This is a genomic window from Pseudomonas neuropathica (assembly GCF_051174785.1).
Classification (GTDB): Bacteria; Pseudomonadota; Gammaproteobacteria; order Pseudomonadales; family Pseudomonadaceae; genus Aquipseudomonas; species Aquipseudomonas neuropathica_A.
In genome coordinates this window covers 5065538-5085411 of record NZ_CP195111.1, presented here as the reverse complement: position 1 = coordinate 5085411, position 19874 = coordinate 5065538, and the positions used below count along the sequence as shown (strand labels likewise).

20 protein-coding genes are annotated in these 19874 nt (G+C 58.1%); 10 read left to right on the top strand and 10 right to left on the bottom strand.

Features of this window, described 5'->3' with window-relative positions; translation table 11 throughout:
• Positions 1-9: 9 nt before the first annotated feature.
• The 5 genes from ACRRSD_RS23000 to ACRRSD_RS22980 all read right to left on the bottom strand — a co-directional run bounded on the left by ACRRSD_RS23000 (position 10) and on the right by ACRRSD_RS22980 (position 5280).
• Positions 10-1098 carry a flagellar basal body P-ring protein FlgI gene (locus ACRRSD_RS23000; protein ID WP_042704956.1) on the bottom strand — a complete coding sequence of 363 codons (1089 nt, stop codon included), beginning with the start codon at positions 1096-1098 and terminating at the stop codon, positions 10-12.
• 27 nt (positions 1099-1125) lie between these two features.
• Positions 1126-1821 carry a flagellar basal body L-ring protein FlgH gene (flgH, locus tag ACRRSD_RS22995; protein WP_038363773.1) on the bottom strand — a complete coding sequence of 232 codons (696 nt, stop codon included), beginning with the start codon at positions 1819-1821 and terminating at the stop codon, positions 1126-1128.
• Between the two features lie 52 nt (positions 1822-1873).
• Positions 1874-2659, bottom strand: coding sequence for a flagellar basal-body rod protein FlgG (gene flgG, locus ACRRSD_RS22990; RefSeq protein ID WP_007920118.1), 786 nt, complete (start codon positions 2657-2659; stop codon positions 1874-1876).
• Positions 2660-2704: 45 nt separating this feature from the next.
• On the bottom strand, positions 2705-3445 hold the full coding sequence (locus ACRRSD_RS22985) for a flagellar basal body rod protein FlgF (protein ID WP_435035509.1): 741 nt from the start codon (positions 3443-3445) through the stop codon (positions 2705-2707).
• Between the two features lie 272 nt (positions 3446-3717).
• A complete protein-coding gene (locus ACRRSD_RS22980) occupies positions 3718-5280 on the bottom strand; it encodes a sigma-54-dependent transcriptional regulator (protein WP_435035508.1) in 1563 nt (520 codons plus the stop codon).
• A gap of 387 nt (positions 5281-5667) precedes the next feature.
• Between ACRRSD_RS22980 and phhA the strand changes: the two genes are divergently transcribed.
• The 6 genes from phhA to ACRRSD_RS22950 all read left to right on the top strand — a co-directional run bounded on the left by phhA (position 5668) and on the right by ACRRSD_RS22950 (position 10084).
• The gene (gene phhA / locus ACRRSD_RS22975) at positions 5668-6459 is read left to right on the top strand and encodes a phenylalanine 4-monooxygenase (protein WP_435035507.1); all 792 of its coding nucleotides are present in this window, start codon (positions 5668-5670) and stop codon (positions 6457-6459) included.
• Between the two features lie 117 nt (positions 6460-6576).
• Positions 6577-6933: a 4a-hydroxytetrahydrobiopterin dehydratase gene (locus tag ACRRSD_RS22970; protein ID WP_003222798.1), complete on the top strand. Its 357-nt coding sequence runs from the start codon at positions 6577-6579 to the stop codon at positions 6931-6933.
• Entirely contained in the window at positions 6933-8126 is a 1194-nt protein-coding gene (locus tag ACRRSD_RS22965) for an amino acid aminotransferase (protein WP_435035505.1), read from the top strand. The genes ACRRSD_RS22970 and ACRRSD_RS22965 overlap by 1 nt, the downstream gene beginning before the upstream one ends.
• A 271-nt stretch (positions 8127-8397) precedes the next feature.
• Positions 8398-8529 carry a hypothetical protein gene (locus ACRRSD_RS22960; protein ID WP_016987951.1) on the top strand — a complete coding sequence of 44 codons (132 nt, stop codon included), beginning with the start codon at positions 8398-8400 and terminating at the stop codon, positions 8527-8529.
• 70 nt (positions 8530-8599) lie between these two features.
• Entirely contained in the window at positions 8600-8782 is a 183-nt protein-coding gene (locus tag ACRRSD_RS22955; protein WP_025113527.1) for a hypothetical protein, read from the top strand.
• 114 nt (positions 8783-8896) lie between these two features.
• Positions 8897-10084, top strand: coding sequence for an MFS transporter (locus ACRRSD_RS22950; RefSeq protein WP_180988110.1), 1188 nt, complete (start codon positions 8897-8899; stop codon positions 10082-10084).
• Here the strand turns inward: ACRRSD_RS22950 and arfB are convergent.
• Positions 10081-10494 carry an alternative ribosome rescue aminoacyl-tRNA hydrolase ArfB gene (gene arfB / locus ACRRSD_RS22945; protein WP_007920134.1) on the bottom strand — a complete coding sequence of 138 codons (414 nt, stop codon included), beginning with the start codon at positions 10492-10494 and terminating at the stop codon, positions 10081-10083. The genes ACRRSD_RS22950 and arfB overlap by 4 nt on opposite strands.
• Positions 10495-10651: 157 nt before the next feature.
• Between arfB and queC the strand changes: the two genes are divergently transcribed.
• Complete coding sequence (gene queC / locus ACRRSD_RS22940; RefSeq protein ID WP_435035504.1) at positions 10652-11350, top strand: 7-cyano-7-deazaguanine synthase QueC; 699 nt, start codon at positions 10652-10654, stop codon at positions 11348-11350.
• A 57-nt stretch (positions 11351-11407) separates the two neighbouring features.
• On the opposite strand, the gene ACRRSD_RS22935 is transcribed toward queC, so the two are convergent.
• Both ACRRSD_RS22935 and ACRRSD_RS22930 read right to left on the bottom strand, forming a co-directional pair.
• Positions 11408-12286 (bottom strand): queuosine precursor transporter, encoded by an 879-nt coding sequence (locus ACRRSD_RS22935; protein ID WP_123535988.1) that lies wholly within the window; start codon positions 12284-12286, stop codon positions 11408-11410.
• Positions 12270-12875: a helix-turn-helix transcriptional regulator gene (locus ACRRSD_RS22930; protein WP_038364044.1), complete on the bottom strand. Its 606-nt coding sequence runs from the start codon at positions 12873-12875 to the stop codon at positions 12270-12272. The genes ACRRSD_RS22935 and ACRRSD_RS22930 overlap by 17 nt, the downstream gene beginning before the upstream one ends.
• Before the next feature lie 532 nt (positions 12876-13407).
• Between ACRRSD_RS22930 and glyA the strand changes: the two genes are divergently transcribed.
• Positions 13408-14757: a serine hydroxymethyltransferase gene (glyA, locus tag ACRRSD_RS22925; protein WP_435035503.1), complete on the top strand. Its 1350-nt coding sequence runs from the start codon at positions 13408-13410 to the stop codon at positions 14755-14757.
• A gap of 68 nt (positions 14758-14825) precedes the next feature.
• Here glyA and ACRRSD_RS22920 read toward each other — a convergent pair whose 3' ends face one another.
• Positions 14826-16244, bottom strand: a complete 1419-nt coding sequence (locus ACRRSD_RS22920; RefSeq protein WP_435035502.1) for an amino acid permease — start codon at positions 16242-16244, stop codon at positions 14826-14828.
• Positions 16245-17137: 893 nt separating this feature from the next.
• Here ACRRSD_RS22920 and ACRRSD_RS22915 point away from each other — a divergent pair.
• Positions 17138-17275 carry a hypothetical protein gene (locus ACRRSD_RS22915; protein ID WP_003222780.1) on the top strand — a complete coding sequence of 46 codons (138 nt, stop codon included), beginning with the start codon at positions 17138-17140 and terminating at the stop codon, positions 17273-17275.
• A 70-nt stretch (positions 17276-17345) separates the two neighbouring features.
• Entirely contained in the window at positions 17346-18311 is a 966-nt protein-coding gene (locus ACRRSD_RS22910; RefSeq protein WP_435035499.1) for a leucyl aminopeptidase, read from the top strand.
• A 218-nt stretch (positions 18312-18529) separates the two neighbouring features.
• Here the strand turns inward: ACRRSD_RS22910 and rluB are convergent, their stop codons facing one another.
• Positions 18530-19750: a 23S rRNA pseudouridine(2605) synthase RluB gene (gene rluB / locus ACRRSD_RS22905; protein ID WP_095050147.1), complete on the bottom strand. Its 1221-nt coding sequence runs from the start codon at positions 19748-19750 to the stop codon at positions 18530-18532.
• Positions 19751-19874 lie beyond the last annotated feature (124 nt).

Here is a 19874-nt window from a genome sequence, read left to right as displayed (position 1 = left end):
CGGTTGGCCTCAGATCACGATCAGGTCGGCTTGCAACGCGCCGGCCTGCTTCAAGGCTTCGAGGATCGCCATCAAGTCACCCGGTGCCGCGCCGACCTGGTTCACCGCCCGCACGATCTCGTCGAGGGTGGTACCCGGGCCGAATTTGAACATCGGTTTGGCTTCCTGCTCGGCATTCACCCGCGAGCGCGGCACAACAGCCGTCTGACCATTGGACAGAGGGCCGGGCTGGCTGACGATCGGGTCTTCGGTGATGGTCACGGTCAGGCTGCCGTGGGTTACGGCTGCTGGCGAAACCTTGACGTTCTGACCAATAACGATGGTACCGGTACGCGAGTTGATGATGACTTTCGCCACCGCCTGACCCGGATCGACTTCGAGGTTTTCCAGGATCGACAAGTAGTCGACGCGCTGGCTCGGATCGAGCGGCGCAGTGACCCGGATCGAACCACCGTCGATAGCCTGCGCAACGCCAGGGCCGAGCATGTCGTTGATCTTGTCGACGATACGTTTGGCCGTGGTGAAGTCGGAGCGATTGAGGTTCAGCGTCAGGCTGTTGCCCTGGTTGAAACCGCTCGGCACCGAACGCTCAACCGAGGCACCACCGGGGATGCGACCGGCCGACGGAACGTTGACGGTGATCTTCGAACCGTCACGCCCTTCGGCATCGAAACCGCCGACCACCAGGTTGCCCTGAGCGACTGCGTAGACGTTGCCGTCGATACCCTTGAGCGGGGTCAGCAGCAGTGTGCCGCCACGCAAGCTCTTGGAGTTACCGATCGAGGACACCGTAATGTCGACCTGCTGACCTGGCTTGGCGAACGCCGGCAAGTCGGCACTGATCGACACCGCCGCGACGTTCTTCAACTGCACGTTGCCCGATCCCGGCGGCACCTTGATGCCGAACTGCGAGAGCATGTTGTTGAAGGTCTGCAGGGTGAACGGGGTTTGCGTCGTCTGGTCGCCGGTGCCGTTAAGCCCGACCACCAGGCCGTAACCGATCAACTGGTTGGAACGCACGCCGGAAATGCTGGCGATATCTTTCAGCCGCTCGGCGTGGGCACCAAAAGCGGCGGACATCAGGGTCGCCGCCAGCATGAAGCTTTTCAGATTCAACGTAGCCACCTAGAAAGGGAACAGCGGGCTGAGGAAGAAACGGTCGAACCAGCCTGGCTGACTCGTATCGGCAAATGCGCCGGTACCCGAGTAGGTGATGCGTGCATCGGCGACCCGGGTCGACGACACGGTGTTGTCCGTGGCGATGTCATCGGCACGCACCAGGCCGGCGATGCGTACCAGTTCGTCACCGGTGTTCAGCGTCAGCCATTTCTCGCCACGCACGGCGATGATGCCGTTGGGCAGCACGTCAGCCACGGTCACGGTGATCGAACCGGTCAGACTGTTGCTCTGCCCGGACTTGGCGTCGCCCTTGGTCGACCGGTCGGCGCTGTAGCCGGCGTTCAGACTCAGGTCGTTGCCGCCGATCGGGTTGTTGGTGGTCAGGCTGGAGCCGAACAACGAGGTCAGACCGACCTTGTTATCGCTGTTCTTGTCCATCTGCGAGTTGGCGTTCTTGCTCGCCTGCGTGCGCTCGTTCAGGGTGATGGTGATGATGTCACCGACCCGGAAAGCCTTGCGGTCGCTGTACAGGTTCTGCTCGAAACCGGCCTGATAGATCGAGCCATTATTGGCCGCAGCTGGCAACGGCGTGCGCGGCAACACCGGGGCGTAGTAAGGGTCATTGGGCTTGGGCGTCGGGGCGACGCAGCCCGCGAGCGAGACGACCCCACTCAATGCCAGAACAGATACAAAGCGATTCATGACCCTACCTCACGGTGTTGCAGGCGACCTCATGGCCGCCTCATAGACTTGATTACAGATTCTGCGTTACGAACGAGAGCATCTGGTCAGCGGTGGAGATCACCTTGGAGTTCATCTCGTAAGCGCGCTGAGTGGTGATCATGTTGACCATCTCCTCAACGGTGCTGACGTTGGAGGTTTCCAGGGTGTTCTGCAGCGTGGTACCGAAACCGGCCAGACCCGGGGTGCCGACTTGCGGCGCGCCGGAAGCGGCGGTTTCCAGGAACAGGTTGTTGCCCACGGCTTGCAGACCGGCCGGGTTGATGAAGTCGGCGGTTTGCAGGTTGCCGATCACCTGCGACGCAGCGTTACCGGCGACGGTGATGGACACGGTGCCGTCACGGCCGACGGTGAAGGTCTGGGCATCGTTCGGAATGACAATGGCCGGTTCCAGAGCAAAACCGCTGGCGTTAACGATCTGGCCATTGGAATCGAGGTGGAAAGTACCGTCACGGGTGTACGACGTGGTGCCGTCCGGTTGCAGAATCTGGAAGAAACCGCGACCGTCGATGGCCATGTCCAGCGGCTGCTCGGTGGTTTGCAGGCTACCGGCGGTGAAGTTTTTCTGGGTGCCGACGATGCGCACACCGGTACCCAGTTGCAGACCCGACGGCAGTTCGCTGTCCTGAGTCGACTGAGCGCCTGGCTGACGCTTGATCTGATAGAGCAGGTCCTGGAACTCGGCGCGATCACGTTTGAAACCCGTGGTCGACACGTTTGCCAGGTTGTTGGAAATGGTGGTCAGGTTGGTGTCCTGGGCGGACAGACCGGTTTTGGCAACCCATAGAGCCGGAAGCATTCGATTCTCCTCGTGCGCCTGTTTTTCGGCGCGACGTTCTGATAATTAGCTGATCTGCAAGACCCGAGCCATGGCCTGGTCGTCGTCTTTGGCGGTGTTCATCATCTTGACGTGCAACTCGAACTGCTTGGCCAGAGCCAGCACCGAGGTCATCTCTTCGACGGCGTTGACGTTGCTCGACTCAAGGAAACCCGACACCAGTTTGACGTTGGCATCAGCCTGCGCCGGCTGGCCATCTTTGGTGTAGATCGAGCCGTCGAGGCCCTTGTTCATGTTCTTGATGTCCGGGTTGACCAGTTTGATCCGGTCGACTTCCGCCATGACGCGCGGGCCTTCGCCCATCGCACGAATACTGATGGTGCCGTCTTCACCGACTTCGATCTGCTGCTCGGGCGGCACGGCGATCGGACCGCCATTGCCGATCACCGGCATGCCGTTGCCGGCACGCAAAACGCCGAGGGCGTCGACGTTGAGGCTGCCAGTGCGCACGTAGCTTTCGCCGCCGTTAGGGTTCTGCACGGCAATGAAACCGTTGCCGGTCACCGCGACGTCGAGGTCACGACCGGTCTGCACCAGCGAGCCCGGGGTGAAATCGGTGGCGGGCCGTTCGCTCAGGGCAAACGCACGCGCCGGAAAGCTGTCACCGAACACCGGCATCGAACGCGCCTGCTCCAGGTCGCGCTGAAAACCGTTGGTGGAGATGTTCGCCAGGTTGTTGGCATGCGCCTTTTGCGCCAGCGCATTCTGGCTGGCGCCGGTCATTGCCACATAAAGGTACTTGTCCACACTCTTTCCTCTGCATGCCGGACGTTTGCCGCCCACCGCTGTACTGCTGAGCCATAAGCAATTTGCAGACCAACTTTTTTCTGGCGCACAAAGACCCGGTAAACAAAGGACTTGGGGGATGTTGCGGGGGAATTGGAAATGTATCGAAGTCGAAAAACCGGCGGTGTTATGCCGCTTCGCGGCAAAAGATCAAAAGATCGCAGCGTGCCGCAGCTCCTACATTTGAAATGCGTACTCCTGTAGGAGCTGCCGAAGGCTGCGATCTTTTGATCTTAAGCTTCGGGATCTTTGCCGACTTCATATTCGCGCAGTTTGTTGGCAATCGTCGTATGCGACACCCCCAACCGCTTACCCAACTGCCGACTGCTCGGATGCTCGGAATACAACCGCTCCAGCACCGCTTTCTCGAACCGCCCGACAATCTCGTCCAGCCCACCCTCCAGCGAGAAATCGCCAAGCGGCTGACGCACGCCGTAATCCGGTAGACGAATATGCTCGGCCTTCACCGTGCCGCCCTCGCACAGCGAAACCGCCTGGAACAGCACGTTCTCCAGTTGCCGCACGTTGCCCGGCCAATGGTAATGACTGAGTCGATCCATCGCCGCCGGCGCGAGTTTCGGCAGTGAGCAACCAATCTGCCGACTGGCCTGATCAAGAAAGTGTTCGACCAGCGGCGTCAGTCCATCGAGGCATTCACGCAGCGGCGGGATGTGCAGCGAGAGCACGTTCAAGCGGTGGTACAAATCCTGGCGAAACTCACTCCGCGCGCACAGTTCCGACAAGTCCACCTGGGTGGCGCAGATCACCCGCACATCCAGATAAACCTCTTCATCACTGCCGACCCGGCGGAAGCAACCGTCCTGTAGAAAGCGCAGCAACTTCACCTGCAAGCGCGGGCTCATTTCACCGACGCCGTCGAGAAACAGCGTGCCGCCCGCCGTCAATTCCAGCAGGCCGAGCTTGCCTTCAGCCCGCGCACCTTCGAAGGCGCCGGGGCCGTAGCCGAATAGTTCGGTCTCGGCCATCGACTCGGGCAGGCCGGCGCAGTTGAGCGCCATCAACGGCGACTGCCCGCGCGGACTGGCGAGGTGGCAGGCACGCGCCAGTAACTCCTTACCGGTGCCGGTTTCGCCCTCGATCAACAGTGGCGCATCCAGCGGTGCCATGCGCCGCGCTTCACGCACCACGGCGGCCATCACTTTCGAACTCTGGAAGATGCTGTCGAAGCCCCGCAGCTCCTGCTTGCGCACGTTGTAGATGCGCTCGCCAACGCGGTCGGCGCGATGCAAGGTCAGCACCGCGCCAGCCATGGCTTCGCTGTCGTCGTGTTCCGATTGCAGCGGCGCGATGTCGGCGAGAAAGATGTCGCCCTTGACCTTGACCCGCATGCCGTTGATTCGCGATTTGTTGGCGCGCACCAGTTCTGGCAAGTCGAAATCCTCGGCGTAGCGCGACAGCGGAATGCCCGGCACTTCATCGACGCGCACACCGAGCAACTGCGCCGCCGCGCGGTTGGCCGCGACGATCGAGCCGCCCATGTCGATCGACAGCACCGGAAACTCCAGTGCGCCGAGCAGGGCGTTCAACTCCATGTGCCGTCGTTCGCTGGGCATCAGCCCTACCCGCTTGACGCCAAACACCCCGGCAATCGCCTCGAACTTGGGGCGCAGCGCCTGGAACTGGATGTTGATCAGGTTCGGGCAGTGCAGGTAAATCGCATTGCCATGCTCGCCACCGACCTCACCGCGCGCGACGTTGATGCCGTACGCCACCAACAGGTTGAGAATGTCGCGCAAGATGCCGATGCGGTTCTGGCAGTGGACTTTGATGCGCATAGTAGAAAACCCGCCAAACCAGTCATTAAGTTAAATACAGAACCTGTGGGAGCGAGCCTGCTCGCGAAGACGGCGGCACATTCAACATTAATGTGTCAGACAAATCGCATTCGCGAGCAGGCTCGCTCCCACAAGGGTCAGCACCACGACTTTTCTGTCGAGGCACGCAGATAGTTGTCAAGATTATGTGACAGCCAACGCGGTTTTCAAACCTGCAAATCACCGAAAATGCGCCATGACGAGCAAACCGTAACGATAACTTTACGAATCAAAGAGAAAATTCCTACGCACAGGCCATTCAACCTGCTGCACATCAGCCCGCTCTCAGGTAATTCTGAATCCATCGCTGGACATAACAAGAACGAATTCCCCTAGCAGGAGAGCAGTATGAAGCAGACGCAATACGTGGCCCGCGAGCCCGATGCGCAAGGTTTTATCGACTACCCCGCCGAAGAACACGCGGTGTGGAACACGCTGATCACTCGCCAGCTGAAAGTGATCGAGGGTCGTGCGTGCCAGGAATACCTGGACGGTATCGAAAAACTCGGCCTGCCCCACGACCGCATTCCGCAACTCGGCGAGATCAACAAGGTGCTCGGCGAGACCACCGGTTGGCAGGTCGCCCGCGTTCCGGCACTGATTCCCTTCCAGACTTTTTTTGAACTGCTGGCCAGCAAGCAATTTCCGGTCGCTACGTTTATTCGTACCCGCGAAGAGCTGGATTACCTGCAAGAGCCGGATATTTTCCACGAGATCTTTGGTCACTGCCCACTGCTGACCAACCCGTATTTCGCCGAATTCACCCACACCTACGGCAAGCTCGGCTTGCAGGCCACCAAGGAAGAACGCGTTTATCTGGCGCGTCTGTACTGGATGACCATCGAGTTCGGCCTGGTCGACACCCCGCAAGGCAAACGCATCTACGGTGGCGGCATCCTGTCTTCACCCAAAGAAACCGTTTACTCGCTGTCGGACGAACCTGAGCATCAGCTGTTCGATCCGCTCGAAGCGATGCGCACGCCGTATCGCATCGACATCCTGCAACCGCTGTACTTTGTCCTGCCAAACCTCAAGCGTCTGTTCGACGTGGCCCATGAAGACATCATGGCCATGGTTCGCCAAGGCATGCAGCTGGGTCTGCACGCACCGAAATTTCCGCCGAAACCGAAAGCCGCGTGAACCGCGACTTTTGTTGACAATTGAGCCTGTCAGTCGTCGCCACTTTGGTTTAGCGTGACGGCATTGACGGCTCAAACGCTTTAATAAAAAAAACACACTCGATTTCAGGAATACACCATGTCCACTTTGAACCAAGCCCACTGCGAAGCCTGCCGCGCCGATGCGCCACAAGTCAGCGACGAAGAACTGCCGATCCTGATCAAGCAGATCCCTGACTGGAACATCGAAGTCCGCGACAGCATCATGCAGCTGGAAAAGGTCTTCCTGTTCAAGAACTTCAAACACGCGCTGGCCTTCACCAACGCCGTCGGCGAGATCTCCGAGGCCGAGGGTCATCACCCGGGCCTGCTGACCGAGTGGGGCAAAGTAACTGTGACCTGGTGGAGCCACTCGATCAAAGGCCTGCACCGCAACGACTTCATCATGGCCGCGCGCACTGACGAAGTGGCCAAGACTGCAGAAGGACGCAAGTAATGCACTTCGACGCCATCGGCCGGGTACCCGGCGACCCGATCCTCGGCTTGATGGAGGCGTATGCGCAGGACAGCAACCCGCGCAAATTCGACCTGGGCGTTGGCGTCTACAAGGACGCCCAGGGCCTGACGCCAATCCCGGAAGCGGTGAAAATCGCCGAAGCGCGACTGGTCGAAAGCCAGGACACCAAGACCTACATCGGTGGCCACGGCAACCCGCTGTTCGGCAAAGTCATCAACGAGCTGGTGCTCGGCGCCGACTCGAAGCTGATCGCCGAACAACGTGCCGGCGCCACTCAGACGCCGGGCGGCACCGGCGCTTTGCGTCTGGCGGCCGACTTCATCGCCCAGTGCCTGCCGGGCAAAGGCGTGTGGCTGAGCAATCCGACCTGGCCGATCCACGAAACCATTTTCGCCGCGGCCGGGGTCAAGGTCAGTCACTACCCTTATGTGGGCAGTGACAACCGCCTCGACGTCGACGCCATGCTGGCCGTGCTCAATGAAGTGCCGAAAGGTGATGTGGTGCTGCTGCACGCGTGCTGCCACAACCCGACCGGTTTTGACTTGAGCCATGACGACTGGCAGCGCGTGCTCGATGTGGTGCGCAGCCGTAATCTGCTGCCGCTGATCGACTTTGCCTACCAGGGTTTTGGCGATGGTCTGGAACAGGATGCATGGTCGGCACGCTTGTTCGCGGCAGAAGTGCCAGAGCTGCTGATCACCAGTTCCTGCTCGAAGAACTTCGGTTTGTACCGCGACCGTACCGGTGCGCTGATCGTCTGCGCGAAAACCGCCGACAAGCTCATCGACATCCGCAGCCAACTGGCCAACATCGCTCGCAACCTGTGGTCGACGCCGCCGGATCACGGCGCGGCAGTGGTCGCGACCATCCTCGCCGATCCAGAGCTGAAAGCCCGCTGGGCCGATGAAGTGGAAGCCATGCGCCTGCGCATTGCGCAACTGCGCAGCGGCCTGGTCGAGGCGCTGGAGCCACACGGCTTGCGTGAACGCTTTGCGCACATTGGCGTGCAGCGCGGGATGTTCTCTTACACCGGGTTGTCGCCGGAGCAAGTAAAACAACTGCGCGAGCATCACAGCGTGTACATGGTCAGCTCGGGCCGGGCGAATGTCGCCGGCATCGACGCCACACGCCTCGCCTTGCTAGCCGAAGCCATCGCCAGCGTCTGCAAATAGCTACAGCAATACAAACCCCTGTGGGAGCGAGCCTGCTCGCGAAGGCGGCGTGTCATTCAACGAAAATGTTGCCTGACACACTGCCTTCGCGAGCAGGCTCGCTCCCACAGTTGTTTGTGGTGACCTTTGGGTTTTGCCCTCCCCTGCGGCCATCTGTCGCATTAATTTGAATTAAAAGTCTGATTGTCATTTTTCCTGCTGTATCCTGCGCAGGCTTTCAAGAAGCGCGGATCTACCAGATCTATCAACAGACTTAGCGAGGAGCGCAACCATGCACGAGATTCCTAATCTCCCCTTCCCAAGCCTGCACGTACCTGAGCAGACGACCACGCAACAAGCCGGCGCGGGGCAACCCGAACCGAAAGAAGCCGTTGAGAGCCGCCCGGCCGACAACGAAGAGTAAGACCCGTCGTACAGACCGTGTGGAAAGCGCTAACATGCGCTTTCCACACTGCCTGAACCCCGAGCCCGCCATGACCGACGAATTCTCCGAAAGCCAAGCTGCCGTACTGATCGGCGCCACCGAGAAAATGATCGAGATCTGGAATCGTCTCTCGCCCGAGAAACAAGCCGCCCTGCTCGCCCGTTTCGGCAGCGAAGAAAATGCCCTGGCGGCGCTGGTCACCACACAACTGGTGGCCCCGGCCAAATCCTGAAGCGTCCACCCGGCAAATAGTTTTACTTTTCCCGCCCCAGATCCGTCCGCGCCGGTATCATAAGCAGCCTATCTAATCTGCCGCTCCCGTGGATCGTTACCCATGTCGTCCTCTATGCCAGAACCCCAGCGCCCCCTGGCGGTTACGCTGCAAGTCGTTTCCATCGTCCTCTTCACCTTTATCGGTTACCTGAACATCGGCATTCCGCTCGCGGTGCTGCCGGGGTACGTCCACAGTGATCTGGGCTTTGGTGCGGTGATTGCCGGGCTGGTGATCAGCGTGCAATACCTCGCCACCCTGCTCAGCCGCCCGTACGCCGGCAAGATCATCGACAACCAGGGCAGCAAACGCGCGGTGATGATTGGCCTCGCCGGGTGCGGCTTGAGCGGTGTGTTCATGCTGATCTCAGCGTGGACACCGAGCATGCCGATGTTCAGTTTGATCAGTCTGTTAATTGGCCGTCTGGTGCTGGGCAGCGCCGAAAGCCTCGTAGGTTCCGGCTCGATCGGCTGGGGCATCGGCCGCGTTGGCGCAGCAAATACCGCCAAAGTGATTTCCTGGAACGGCATCGCCAGTTACGGCGCACTGGCGGTCGGCGCACCGTTCGGCGTGTGGCTGGTCGGCCAGTTGGGTTTGTGGAGCATGGGCGTCAGCATCATCTTGCTGGCGATTCTCGGTCTGGCACTGGCGTGGCCGAAAACCGCCGCACCGATTGTGGCGGGTGAACGACTGCCGTTCATGCATGTGCTCGGCAAAGTGTTTCCCCACGGCTGTGGCCTGGCGCTGGGCTCGATCGGCTTCGGCACCATCGCCACCTTTATCACCCTGTATTACGCGACCCAGCATTGGGACAACGCGGTGCTGTGCCTGAGTTTGTTCGGCGCCAGCTTCATCGGTGCACGCTTGCTGTTCGGCAACCTGATCAACCGCCTCGGCGGCTTTCGTGTGGCGATTGCCTGCCTGTCGGTAGAGACGCTGGGTCTGTTGCTGTTGTGGCTGGCGCCGGACGCGCATTGGGCGTTGGCCGGTGCAGCGTTGAGCGGCTTTGGTTTCTCGCTGGTATTTCCGGCGCTGGGTGTGGAAGCGGTGAATCTGGTGCCGGCCTCCAGTCGCGGCGCAGCCGTCGGCGCTTACTCACTGTTCATTGATTTGTCGCTGGGGATCACCGGGCCATTGGCCGGGGCGATTGCAGCGGGATTCGGTTTTGCCTCGATCTTCCTCTTCGCTGCCCTCGCCTCGCTAAGCGGATTGGCACTGAGCGTGTATCTGTACAAGCACACCGCCAAGTATCGCGAAGACTAGAAATCCACCTTGCCGCGCCCGGCCTTGATACTGCCGCGCTTGGTTTTCGATTCGAGCCGACGCTTCTTTGAACCGAGGGTCGGCTTGGTCGGACGGCGTTTCTTTTCGACTTTGGTGGCGCTGAGGATCAGCTCGACCAGACGCTCCAGCGCATCGGCGCGGTTGGCTTCCTGCGTGCGGTATTGCTGGGCCTTGATGATCAACACGCCGTCGCTGGTGATGCGACTGTCGCGCAGCGCCAGCAGCCGCTCCTTGTAGAACTCGGGCAAGGACGAGGCCGGTATGTCGAAGCGCAAGTGCATGGCGCTCGAGACCTTGTTGACGTTCTGCCCACCGGCGCCTTGCGCGCGGATGGCGGTCAGTTCGATCTCGGCATCCGGCAGATGCACGTTGTTGGAAATCACCAGCATGGAAAAACGCCCTTAATCAGTACGCACAGGATACCGCGATTAGCCGCAAAGCGACCTGCGGCCTGCAGACGCAACTTCCGGCGCACTTATATCGAGCGTCATTTCGAGTTACCCTTGCGACCTTTAAAACTACCCGTTTAATGCAGGAAGCAGACTTATGAGCAACAAGGCAGTTATCGTTTTTAGTGGTGGTCAGGACTCTACGACTTGCCTGATCCATGCACTGACCTACTACGATGAAGTCCACTGCATCACGTTCGACTATGGTCAGCGTCATCGCGCTGAAATTGAAGTAGCGCAGCAGCTGTCGAAAAAGCTCGGCGTGACCGTGCATAAGACGCTGGATGTGTCCTTGCTCAACGAACTGGCCATCAGCAGCCTGACCCGCGATAACATTCCAGTGCCGACGGTGAACAGCTCCGGCGAGAGCCTGCCAAGCACCTTCGTTCCGGGGCGGAACATTCTGTTTCTGACCCTGGCCTCTATCTACGCCTATCAAGTCCAGGCCAAAACGGTCATTACCGGTGTCTGTGAAACCGACTTCTCGGGCTATCCCGATTGCCGGGATGAATTCGTCAAGGCGTTGAACAAAGCCCTTGAATTGGGCATGGATTACAAGCTGCAACTGGATACACCATTGATGTGGCTGAACAAGGCAGAGACCTGGGCCTTGGCGGATTACCACCATCAGCTGGATCTGGTTCGCGAGAAAACACTGACTTGCTACAACGGCATCAAAGGCACTGGATGTTCCGATTGCGATGCCTGTAATCTTCGTGCCAAAGGTTTGCATGAGTTCCTGAACAATAAAGTGCAGGTGACTCAGAGCTTGAAAAAGAAACTTTGCTTAAAGTAAAACCGCGACAGGAAGCGCTCACTCCAGCATGCTGGCAACAGTGAGCGCCCTCCCCCCTTACTGGGTCTGCGCCCCCGTCAGATACTTCTTGAACAACGACCTTGCCCCGTACGCAGGCAAGATATTAAAGAAGGCAAAACCCACCTTGATTGCGATCTGAACGTAGATCATGCCCAGTATCGCGCTATTTTCCATCGTTCCGTAAAAGGCGATGTAGCAGAACAGAAAACTGTCGATGATCACGGCAAACAATGTACTTAAAAACACTCGCAAAAACAGAAACCTGGAGTTTGTGAGTTCTTTGATTTTGCACAACAGGTACGAGTTTATATTCTCGGAAACCAGGAACGATACAGAAGATGCTACAAGGACTGCGGACAACTGACTGATAACATCATTGTAAGCGCCATCGAGTTTCCAGCCCGGCAGCCCCGGAAGATGAGTAGTGATGGCCAGCAGTATGATAATCGCGGCATTGCTGATGAACGCGAATAGAATCGCTTTTCGCGCGAGCCTCAGGCCGAACGTCTCGTTGAGCAAGTCGACGATCAGGAATGTCAGCGGATAGAGGAAGGTGCCCGGCGTTACGACAATATCGAAATACTCGAGGTAGATCGGTTTTGTCGCAGCAATACTGGTAAAAATGTAAAGCGTGAACAGCATCAGGTTCAGGATGATGTAAATCATCCAGGAACTCTCATGGCGGTCATTTATTTCGTAAGCGGTAAGTGCTCCGCCCTGGGAGTAAAACTTTTTGTAGAGGTTTTTAACTTCGATTTTATTCAGATTATCCATAATCTCACTATTCAACACTTCACTTAGCTTTATTTTGATTATTTTGCCTGTCGCGATGACCATGATGACGGCCAGGCTTTTTCCATTTTCGAACCCCAGCAACTTGTACTTGCTGTTTTCAACATCAACACTGCAATCCATTAAATCGTTCCTCGATTACATCTCCGATCACGCATACACGATCCGTATCAAAGCTGCCTTCATGGCTTATAGATAACTTCGCTGTGATTTTGTCATACACCAGCTTTTCCCTGTCGCTGGTTGATGCTCCTTTCTGCACGATCAACAGATCGCCGGGTTCATTCATGCCACTGATTTCGTTTTCCAGAAGCACGCCAATCAAGTTAAAGGATGCGCCAAAATAGTAAGTCAGCGGATAAATAGTGGCCAACTCGCCAATTCTTTTATCCAGACTCTGCAGCAGCATACTTTCCTTGATGACAGGCACCGCCGCCGGATTCATATTCCCTTGCGGAGAGATACTGCTCTCAATGATTTCCTTTTCTTCAAAATCAATCGTCTCTATTTCTTCGTAAGACACGCCGAAGAAATCAGAAATCTTGCGCACAGTGGACTGTTGTACATTGACCACTTTGCCTTCAAGAATGTTGTAGATGGTAGTACGCGTCAAACCACTGGAGTGACACAAGGACAACTGCGTTTCCCCGCGACTTTTTATCAGGTATTTGATGTTGTTCTTCAGATTCTCCGATCTTTCTCTTCTGTGCATCACATGCTTATCATCCATTTTCAACTGCAATCAATGTCACGTCCCGAATGATCATTCCGGACATACACAAGTGAGGTGGGAAATTGCAGTTATATCCCTGTCAGTGCCGCGCAGGATCATAGCACTCTCCCTCCCTGGGTTCGGTATAAAAAGTCAGCTTTCACAGGCTGCTTCCGCCAACGTGCGGGGTCATTTCAGCCTCCGTACTGACTCGTCAGTTCCTGTCGACTTCCACCTCAGGCCTGAAAATCGGCCCTGGGCAATGCCTGTTTTACACCCGCAGCGACTACAAAAAGAATCATTTTCTTTGAAGAATGTTCATTTTTTTGATTAATTCTGTGGCGTTCCTCACTGAAAAATCTATGATGCGTCAACCCGGCGTCGCATTCTCGACAGTGAAAGAACGAAAAACCGGGAGGCCTGTACAGGGTTTAGTTTTGCGCGCACAGCGGTCAAAACACGGATTCGCCTGTACAGATCTGGAACGTACGGACGTGCGCATATCACGCAAAACCAGGGAAGGAATCAAGCAATGGCAGTCATTACTGAACCGCTCAAGTACCAGGCTGACTTGTTGCGTCGTGGCCTGGCGGATCTTCGCGCAGAAGATGCCGAACTGGCGGCCATTCTCGACGCTGAAGTCACGCGTCAACAGCACACGCTTTCGTTGATCTCATCGTCTTGCGCAGTGCAACCGCGAACCTTGGTGGCCTGCGCTTCAGTACTGGTCAACGTGACCGCCGAAGGTATGCCCGGAAAGCGCCACAGCGCAGGGTGCGAGAATGTCGAGTTGGTCGAATCGCTAGCCATCCGCAGGGCGCGGCAACTGTTCACGGCTCAATACGCCAACGTGCAGCCACACTCAGCGTCGAACGCCATTTACCAGGTGCTCACGTCCCTGCTTGAGCCGGGCGATACCTTGCTGGGCATGGCAGTGGAGCACGGTGGCCATCTCACACATGGCAGCCTCACTGCGTTTTCGGGTGCCTACTACAAAGCGATTCAGTACGGCACAACATCGGACGGCCTGATCGATTACGACAAGGTGCGCCTGCTGGCGCTCGCCCATCGCCCACGCGTCATCCTCTGCGGCGCCACCGCCTATTCGCGCGTCGTGGACTTCAAGCGTTTTCGCGAAATTGCCGATGAAGCCGGCGCCATCCTGCTCGCTGATATTTCGCATATCGCCGGGCTTGTCGCCACCGGACGACACCCAAGTCCGATCGATGCCGCACACGTCACCGTCACTTGCACGCACAAGCAACTCACCGGGCCTCGGGGTGGTGTGATCCTCAGCGGTCGTGACGCAAACACCAAGATTCCCGGTTTGCGGACCACCTTCAGTCGCCTGCTTGAGCAAGCCGTTTACCCGCGAATGCAGGGCGCGCCCGCCGCCAACATGATCGCCGCAAAGGCTGCCGCGCTGGGTTACGCAATGTCCGCAGAGTTCGATGCCAGCATGGCGCAGATCCGCCGTACGGCGGATGAAATGGCCCAGGCGTTTCAGGCCCGGGACTATGAAGTGGTCGGCGGCTGCAGTGAGAACCATACGGTTCTGGTTCGCTTGCGTGGCGGCATGACGGGCGCTATCGCGGAGGCGGCGCTGGGACACTGCGGGATCATCGTCAGCAAACATCGCGTACCCGAGGATCCCCGTTCGGCACTGGTTACCAGCGGGATGCGTATCGGCACCGGCGCTCTGGCGCAACGTCGGGTCGATGTCCACGGCAGCCGCCAGATCGTCAATTTGATCGGGCGGATTCTGGATACCGTGGCGCCGCTCGGCGAACAGGACTACACACTGGAACCCCTGCTCCTCGCGCAGTTTCGCTCAGAAGTCGAAACCTTGTGCAGGGATTATCCTGTCGCCGACTATCAATAGCGCCCCAACATTCGCACCCATAAAAAAACCCGGCACTCAGGCCGGGTTTTGTGTTTCTGCGTCAGCGCTTATTTGGCAGCACCTGCCGCGTGCACGGCCTGCTGCGCACCGCGCTTGTTCTTGATCACGTAGCAGACCCACATGAACACGACCCACACCGGAATCGCGTACACCGAGATCTGAATCCCCGGGATCAGCAGCATCACGCCGAGGATGAACGCGACGAATGCCAGGCAGATGTAGTTGCCGTACGGATACCACAGCGCCTTGAACAGCGGCGTCTGCTGGGTCTTGTTCATGTGCTGGCGGAACTTGAAGTGCGAGAAGCTGATCATCGCCCAGTTGATCACCAGCGTTGCAACCACCAGCGACATCAGCAGTTCCAGCGCGTGTTGCGGGATCAGGTAGTTGAGCAGCACAGCCACCAGCGTCACTGCCGCCGAAGCCAGGATCGAACGCACCGGCACGCCGCGCTTGTCGATCTTCGCCAGACCTTTCGGCGCATCACCCTGCTCGGCCATGCCCAGCAGCATGCGGCTGTTGCAGTAGGTGCCGCTGTTGTACACCGACAACGCGGCGGTCAGGACCACAAAGTTGAGGATGTGCGCGGCGGTGTTGCTGCCGAGCATCGAGAACACTTGCACGAACGGGCTGCCACTGTACGAATCGCCGGATGCATTCAGGGTTTCCAGCAGGCTGTCCCATGGGGTCAGCGACAGCAGGATCACCAGTGCACCGATGTAGAAAATCAGGATCCGGTAGATCACCTGGTTGATCGCTTTCGGGATCACGGTTTTCGGCTTGTCGGCTTCAGCAGCGGTGAAACCGAGCATTTCCAGACCACCGAAGGAGAACATGATGATCGCCATGGCCATTACCAGACCGCTCACCCCGTTCGGGAAGAAACCACCGTGGGACCACAGGTTTGTCACCGAAGCCTGCGGGCCGCCGTTGCCGCTGACCAGCAGGTAGCTGCCCAGCGCAATCATGCCGACGATCGCCACGACCTTGATGATCGCGAACCAGAACTCGGCTTCACCGAAGACTTTGACGTTGGCCAGATTGATCGCGTTGATCAGCACGAAGAAGGCCGCTGCGGACACCCAGGTCGGGATGTCCGGCGCCCAGTAATGGATGTATTTGCCGACCGCGGTCAGCTCCGACATGCCCACCAGAATGTACAGAATCCAGCAGTTCCAGCCCGACAGGAAACCGGCAAAGCCGCCCCAGTACTTGTGCGCGAAATGGCTGAAGGAACCGGCCACCGGCTCTTCGACGATCATCTCGCCGAGCTGGCGCATGATCATGAAGGCGATGAAGCCGCAGATGGCGTAGCCGAGGATCATCGACGGGCCGGCGGATTTCAGTACCCCGGCCGAACCGAGGAACAATCCGGTACCGATCGCGCCACCGAGGGCGATCAGTTGAATGTGGCGATTTTTCAGGCCGCGTTTCAGCTCGCCTGATTGCGAGGGTTGTCCACTCATGAAAAAGGTCTCACGCAAGGTTTGATGATGTTCAGTAGACGTTGCTGCCAGGTTGCGATTTCAAGCAGCCCCGATCAAACCCCAGCGCAGGCACCAGGAGTTCAGCTTATTTACAACGGTCATGCGTCACCTGTTTGTTTTTATCTGTGACGAAATCGAACCCGAAACGCTTGTGGCGCCACGGAGTGAACAAAGCGGATAGCCTTGAGATTTTTGCGATTACGCAGAGGGTCACAGTTAAAACGCGGCGCATTGTACACCGCTAACCCCCTGCTGCCAGACCCCGCTGGATCAGCGTGATGGTTGCCGGGATTGCGTGTGTCCGCCTCGAGACACTCGAGCGGCTGCAAAAAATGAGTCAGGCCTTTGCAGGCCATCGGCGTGGACGAGGAAAAAACCGTCCCACGGAGAGAGGTGTAGATCAGTCACGGCGTTCATTGCGCCTCCTTCTTGTTATGCACCTGCACGACAGGCATGGGGCGCATATCACCCTGCAAACGCCGCTGAAACAAGCGCGCCAGAGCCTCTCGCAGCCCACGGCCGTGCAGGCTTCGGCAGCTTTTCCTTACAGAGCTCATGGCGGGTTGGTTTCATTCGGTTTTAGCGACATTTTCGTAAATATTTCTTTACGATGCGTAACGCAAAGTTTCCAGTTGAGAAAATTCTGTCGGACGTCTGCAAATTGACGGTAGCTAGCTTGCTAATGAAAATGCCGACTTAGTTTTTTGTTTTTAAATAAGAAAAACCCGATGAAAAAACAGAATAAAAAGTCTATTTAAAAATTAAATGAATAATTTTTTGCATTACAAAAATCCGTGAACTAGGTTCTTCACGTCTTGCCGGCCACCTCGACCGGCCAGTCACAACCGTGAAAGTCATCTAGGAGATCGACCATGCAAGCACTGGAAAAAGACTTGGATACCGAACTGCAACTGGACGAATGGTTTGAAGCACCGACCCACGAGGCGGCTGTAGAAATGATGCAAGCCGACGCGGTAGTTCCGTTCGGCACGGCGATGTGGCCTCTGTAAGACATCCCGGGCAGGCACGATCCGGCCGGTCGTGCCTGCCGCTTTCTTCACGGTCAGTCAGGGAGGACTCATGGATAAGCCCCGCGCGATCTCACATTTCCTTTACTACCTCGAACACCACCCTGCCCTTGCCGGCCTCGACTCGGCGAAGGTATTGCTCGGCCACACGGCGGATTACCAAGCGCTGACCGGCGCCATCGCCGAACAGGCTGGTGATCATCCTCGGTTCCAGTTCAGCGCCCGACGTCTGGATCTGGAAGGCACCGCAACGCTGACCTCGGCAATCACCGACAGCGATCTATACATTTTCTTCTACGACTCTTCCACCCTGCCCAACCCGCGCCCTGATGGCCCGGAGTTCGTCCGCGCGCTGCAAGCCGTCATGGCAGAAAACTGGAAGAAGTCGCTGCTGTTCAAGGACTACGGCGAGTATTTCTACGACACCTTCAGCGTCACCCCGCAGCGGATTGCCGGGCTCAACAGTCACCTGATCCAGCGCATGTCCCAGGCGACCACGCTGAGCTTCAAGGACGACGACGGCTCATGGTTTGAAACGCCGCTGAGCAGCATCAAGAAATGGACCGACATCAACGGTGTCGGCAACTTCGACCTGGCCCCCGGCGAAATCGCCACGCACAGCGAGGCCATCAACGGCCATGTGAAATTCAAGGGCACGTTCCTCAGCACCATTCCGTTTGCGCGGAAATACGGCGTGCTGGAATCGCCGCTGGAACTGTGGATCGAGAACTCGACCATCAGCCGCATCGCCACCGACGTGCCGGGGCTGGAGCATGATTTCAACAAGTACCTGGATGCGAATCCGTCGAATCGGCGCATTGAGGAGTTGGGGATTGGTACCAACGAAGGCGTGAAGGATTTGTATGCGCGCAATGCCGGGTTTGAGGAGCGGCATTGTGGGTTGCATCTTGGATTAGGCGGTGGCGCCAAGGGCAGTCATCACCTGGACCTGATCTTTTCCGGCGGCGTTTTGGCGCTGGATGACAAGCCGGTGTTTGATGGCCGATTTGTGTTCTAGCCTGGGATTTTCTTTATTGAGGCTACCGGCCCTTTCGCGAGCAAGCTCGCTCCCACAGGGGATTTGTGTACGACACAACTCCAATGTGGGAGCGAGCTTGCTCGCGAAGAGGCCCGGTCAGACGCTATATAACTTTCGCCAGACGAAAAAAAACGCCAACCCTGAGGTTGGCGTTTTTGCTTTGGCTTGAAGCTTGCGGCTAGAAGCTCACAGCTGCCTTATTCCGGCTTTTTACGACCAAAACCCGGACGCTGACCGGAACCGGCCGGCGCACCGCGGCGCTTGCCCGACGGCTTGTCACCGTCAACCAGCTTGATCCCCGGACGCTTTGGCGCAGGCTTGGCCGGGCGCTTGTTGGTGGTGTCGGCTGGACGATCCGCCACTGGCGTACCGCGACCGGCAGGTGCACCACGCTCGCCACGCTCAGTGCGACCATTGGCCGGACGCGGAGCGCGCTCGCCGTCACGGGCGACTGGCTTGCGACCTGGACGCTCGCCTTCGATCTGCGGCTCGCGGCTTGGACGTGGGCCGGTCGGCGCGCCAGCGGCTGGACGCAGGGTACGCACGCGCTCGGTCTTGGCCATCGGCCGCGACGATTTGCGCTGCATACGCTCAAGCTTGTCTTTGCTCTTGGCGTTCAGTTGCGGCATCGCCACCGGCGTCAGGCCGACTTCAGCACTGAGGATGTCGACTTCGTACTGGCTCATTTCGCGCCAGCGGCCCATCGGCAGATCGGAGTTGAGGAACACCGGACCGAAACGCACGCGCTTCAGGCGGCTGACCACCAGACCCTGGGATTCCCACAGACGACGAACCTCACGGTTACGGCCTTCCATCACCACGCAGTGATACCAGTGGTTGAAGCCTTCGCCACCCGGCGCCTGCTTGATGTCGGTGAACTTGGCCGGGCCGTCTTCCAGCACCACGCCGGCCTTCAGGCGCTCAATCATTTCGTCGTCGACTTCACCGCGTACACGAACGGCGTACTCACGGTCCATCTCGTAGGACGGGTGCATCAAGCGGTTGGCCAGTTCACCGTCAGTGGTGAACATCAGCAGACCGGTGGTGTTGATGTCGAGACGACCGATGTTGATCCAGCGCCCTTCTTTCGGACGCGGCAGCTTGTCGAACACGGTCGGACGGCCTTCCGGGTCGTCACGGGTGCAGATCTCGCCATCGGGTTTGTTGTACATGATTACGCGGCGGACCGATTCGGCCGCCTCTTCGCGCTTGATCACCTTGCCATCAATGGTGATGGCGTCGTGCATGTCGACGCGCAGACCGAGGGTGGCGTCTTTGCCATTGACCTTGATCCGGCCCTGGCTGATCCAGGATTCCACGTCACGGCGCGAGCCGACGCCGATACGGGCGAGGACTTTCTGCAGCTTTTCGCCTGCTGGGCCGATTTCCTGGTCGTCTTTCTGAATGATGTCGCTCATCTGGGCACCTCCCGGTGTGGTCTGTTCAGGCGGCGCCTGAAGCATTGAAATCTGGGTTCTCGGCCGAAGGGATCGGCGAAGGGTCGCGAATCATACGCGGATGTGCGCCGTCGCGCATCAGAGA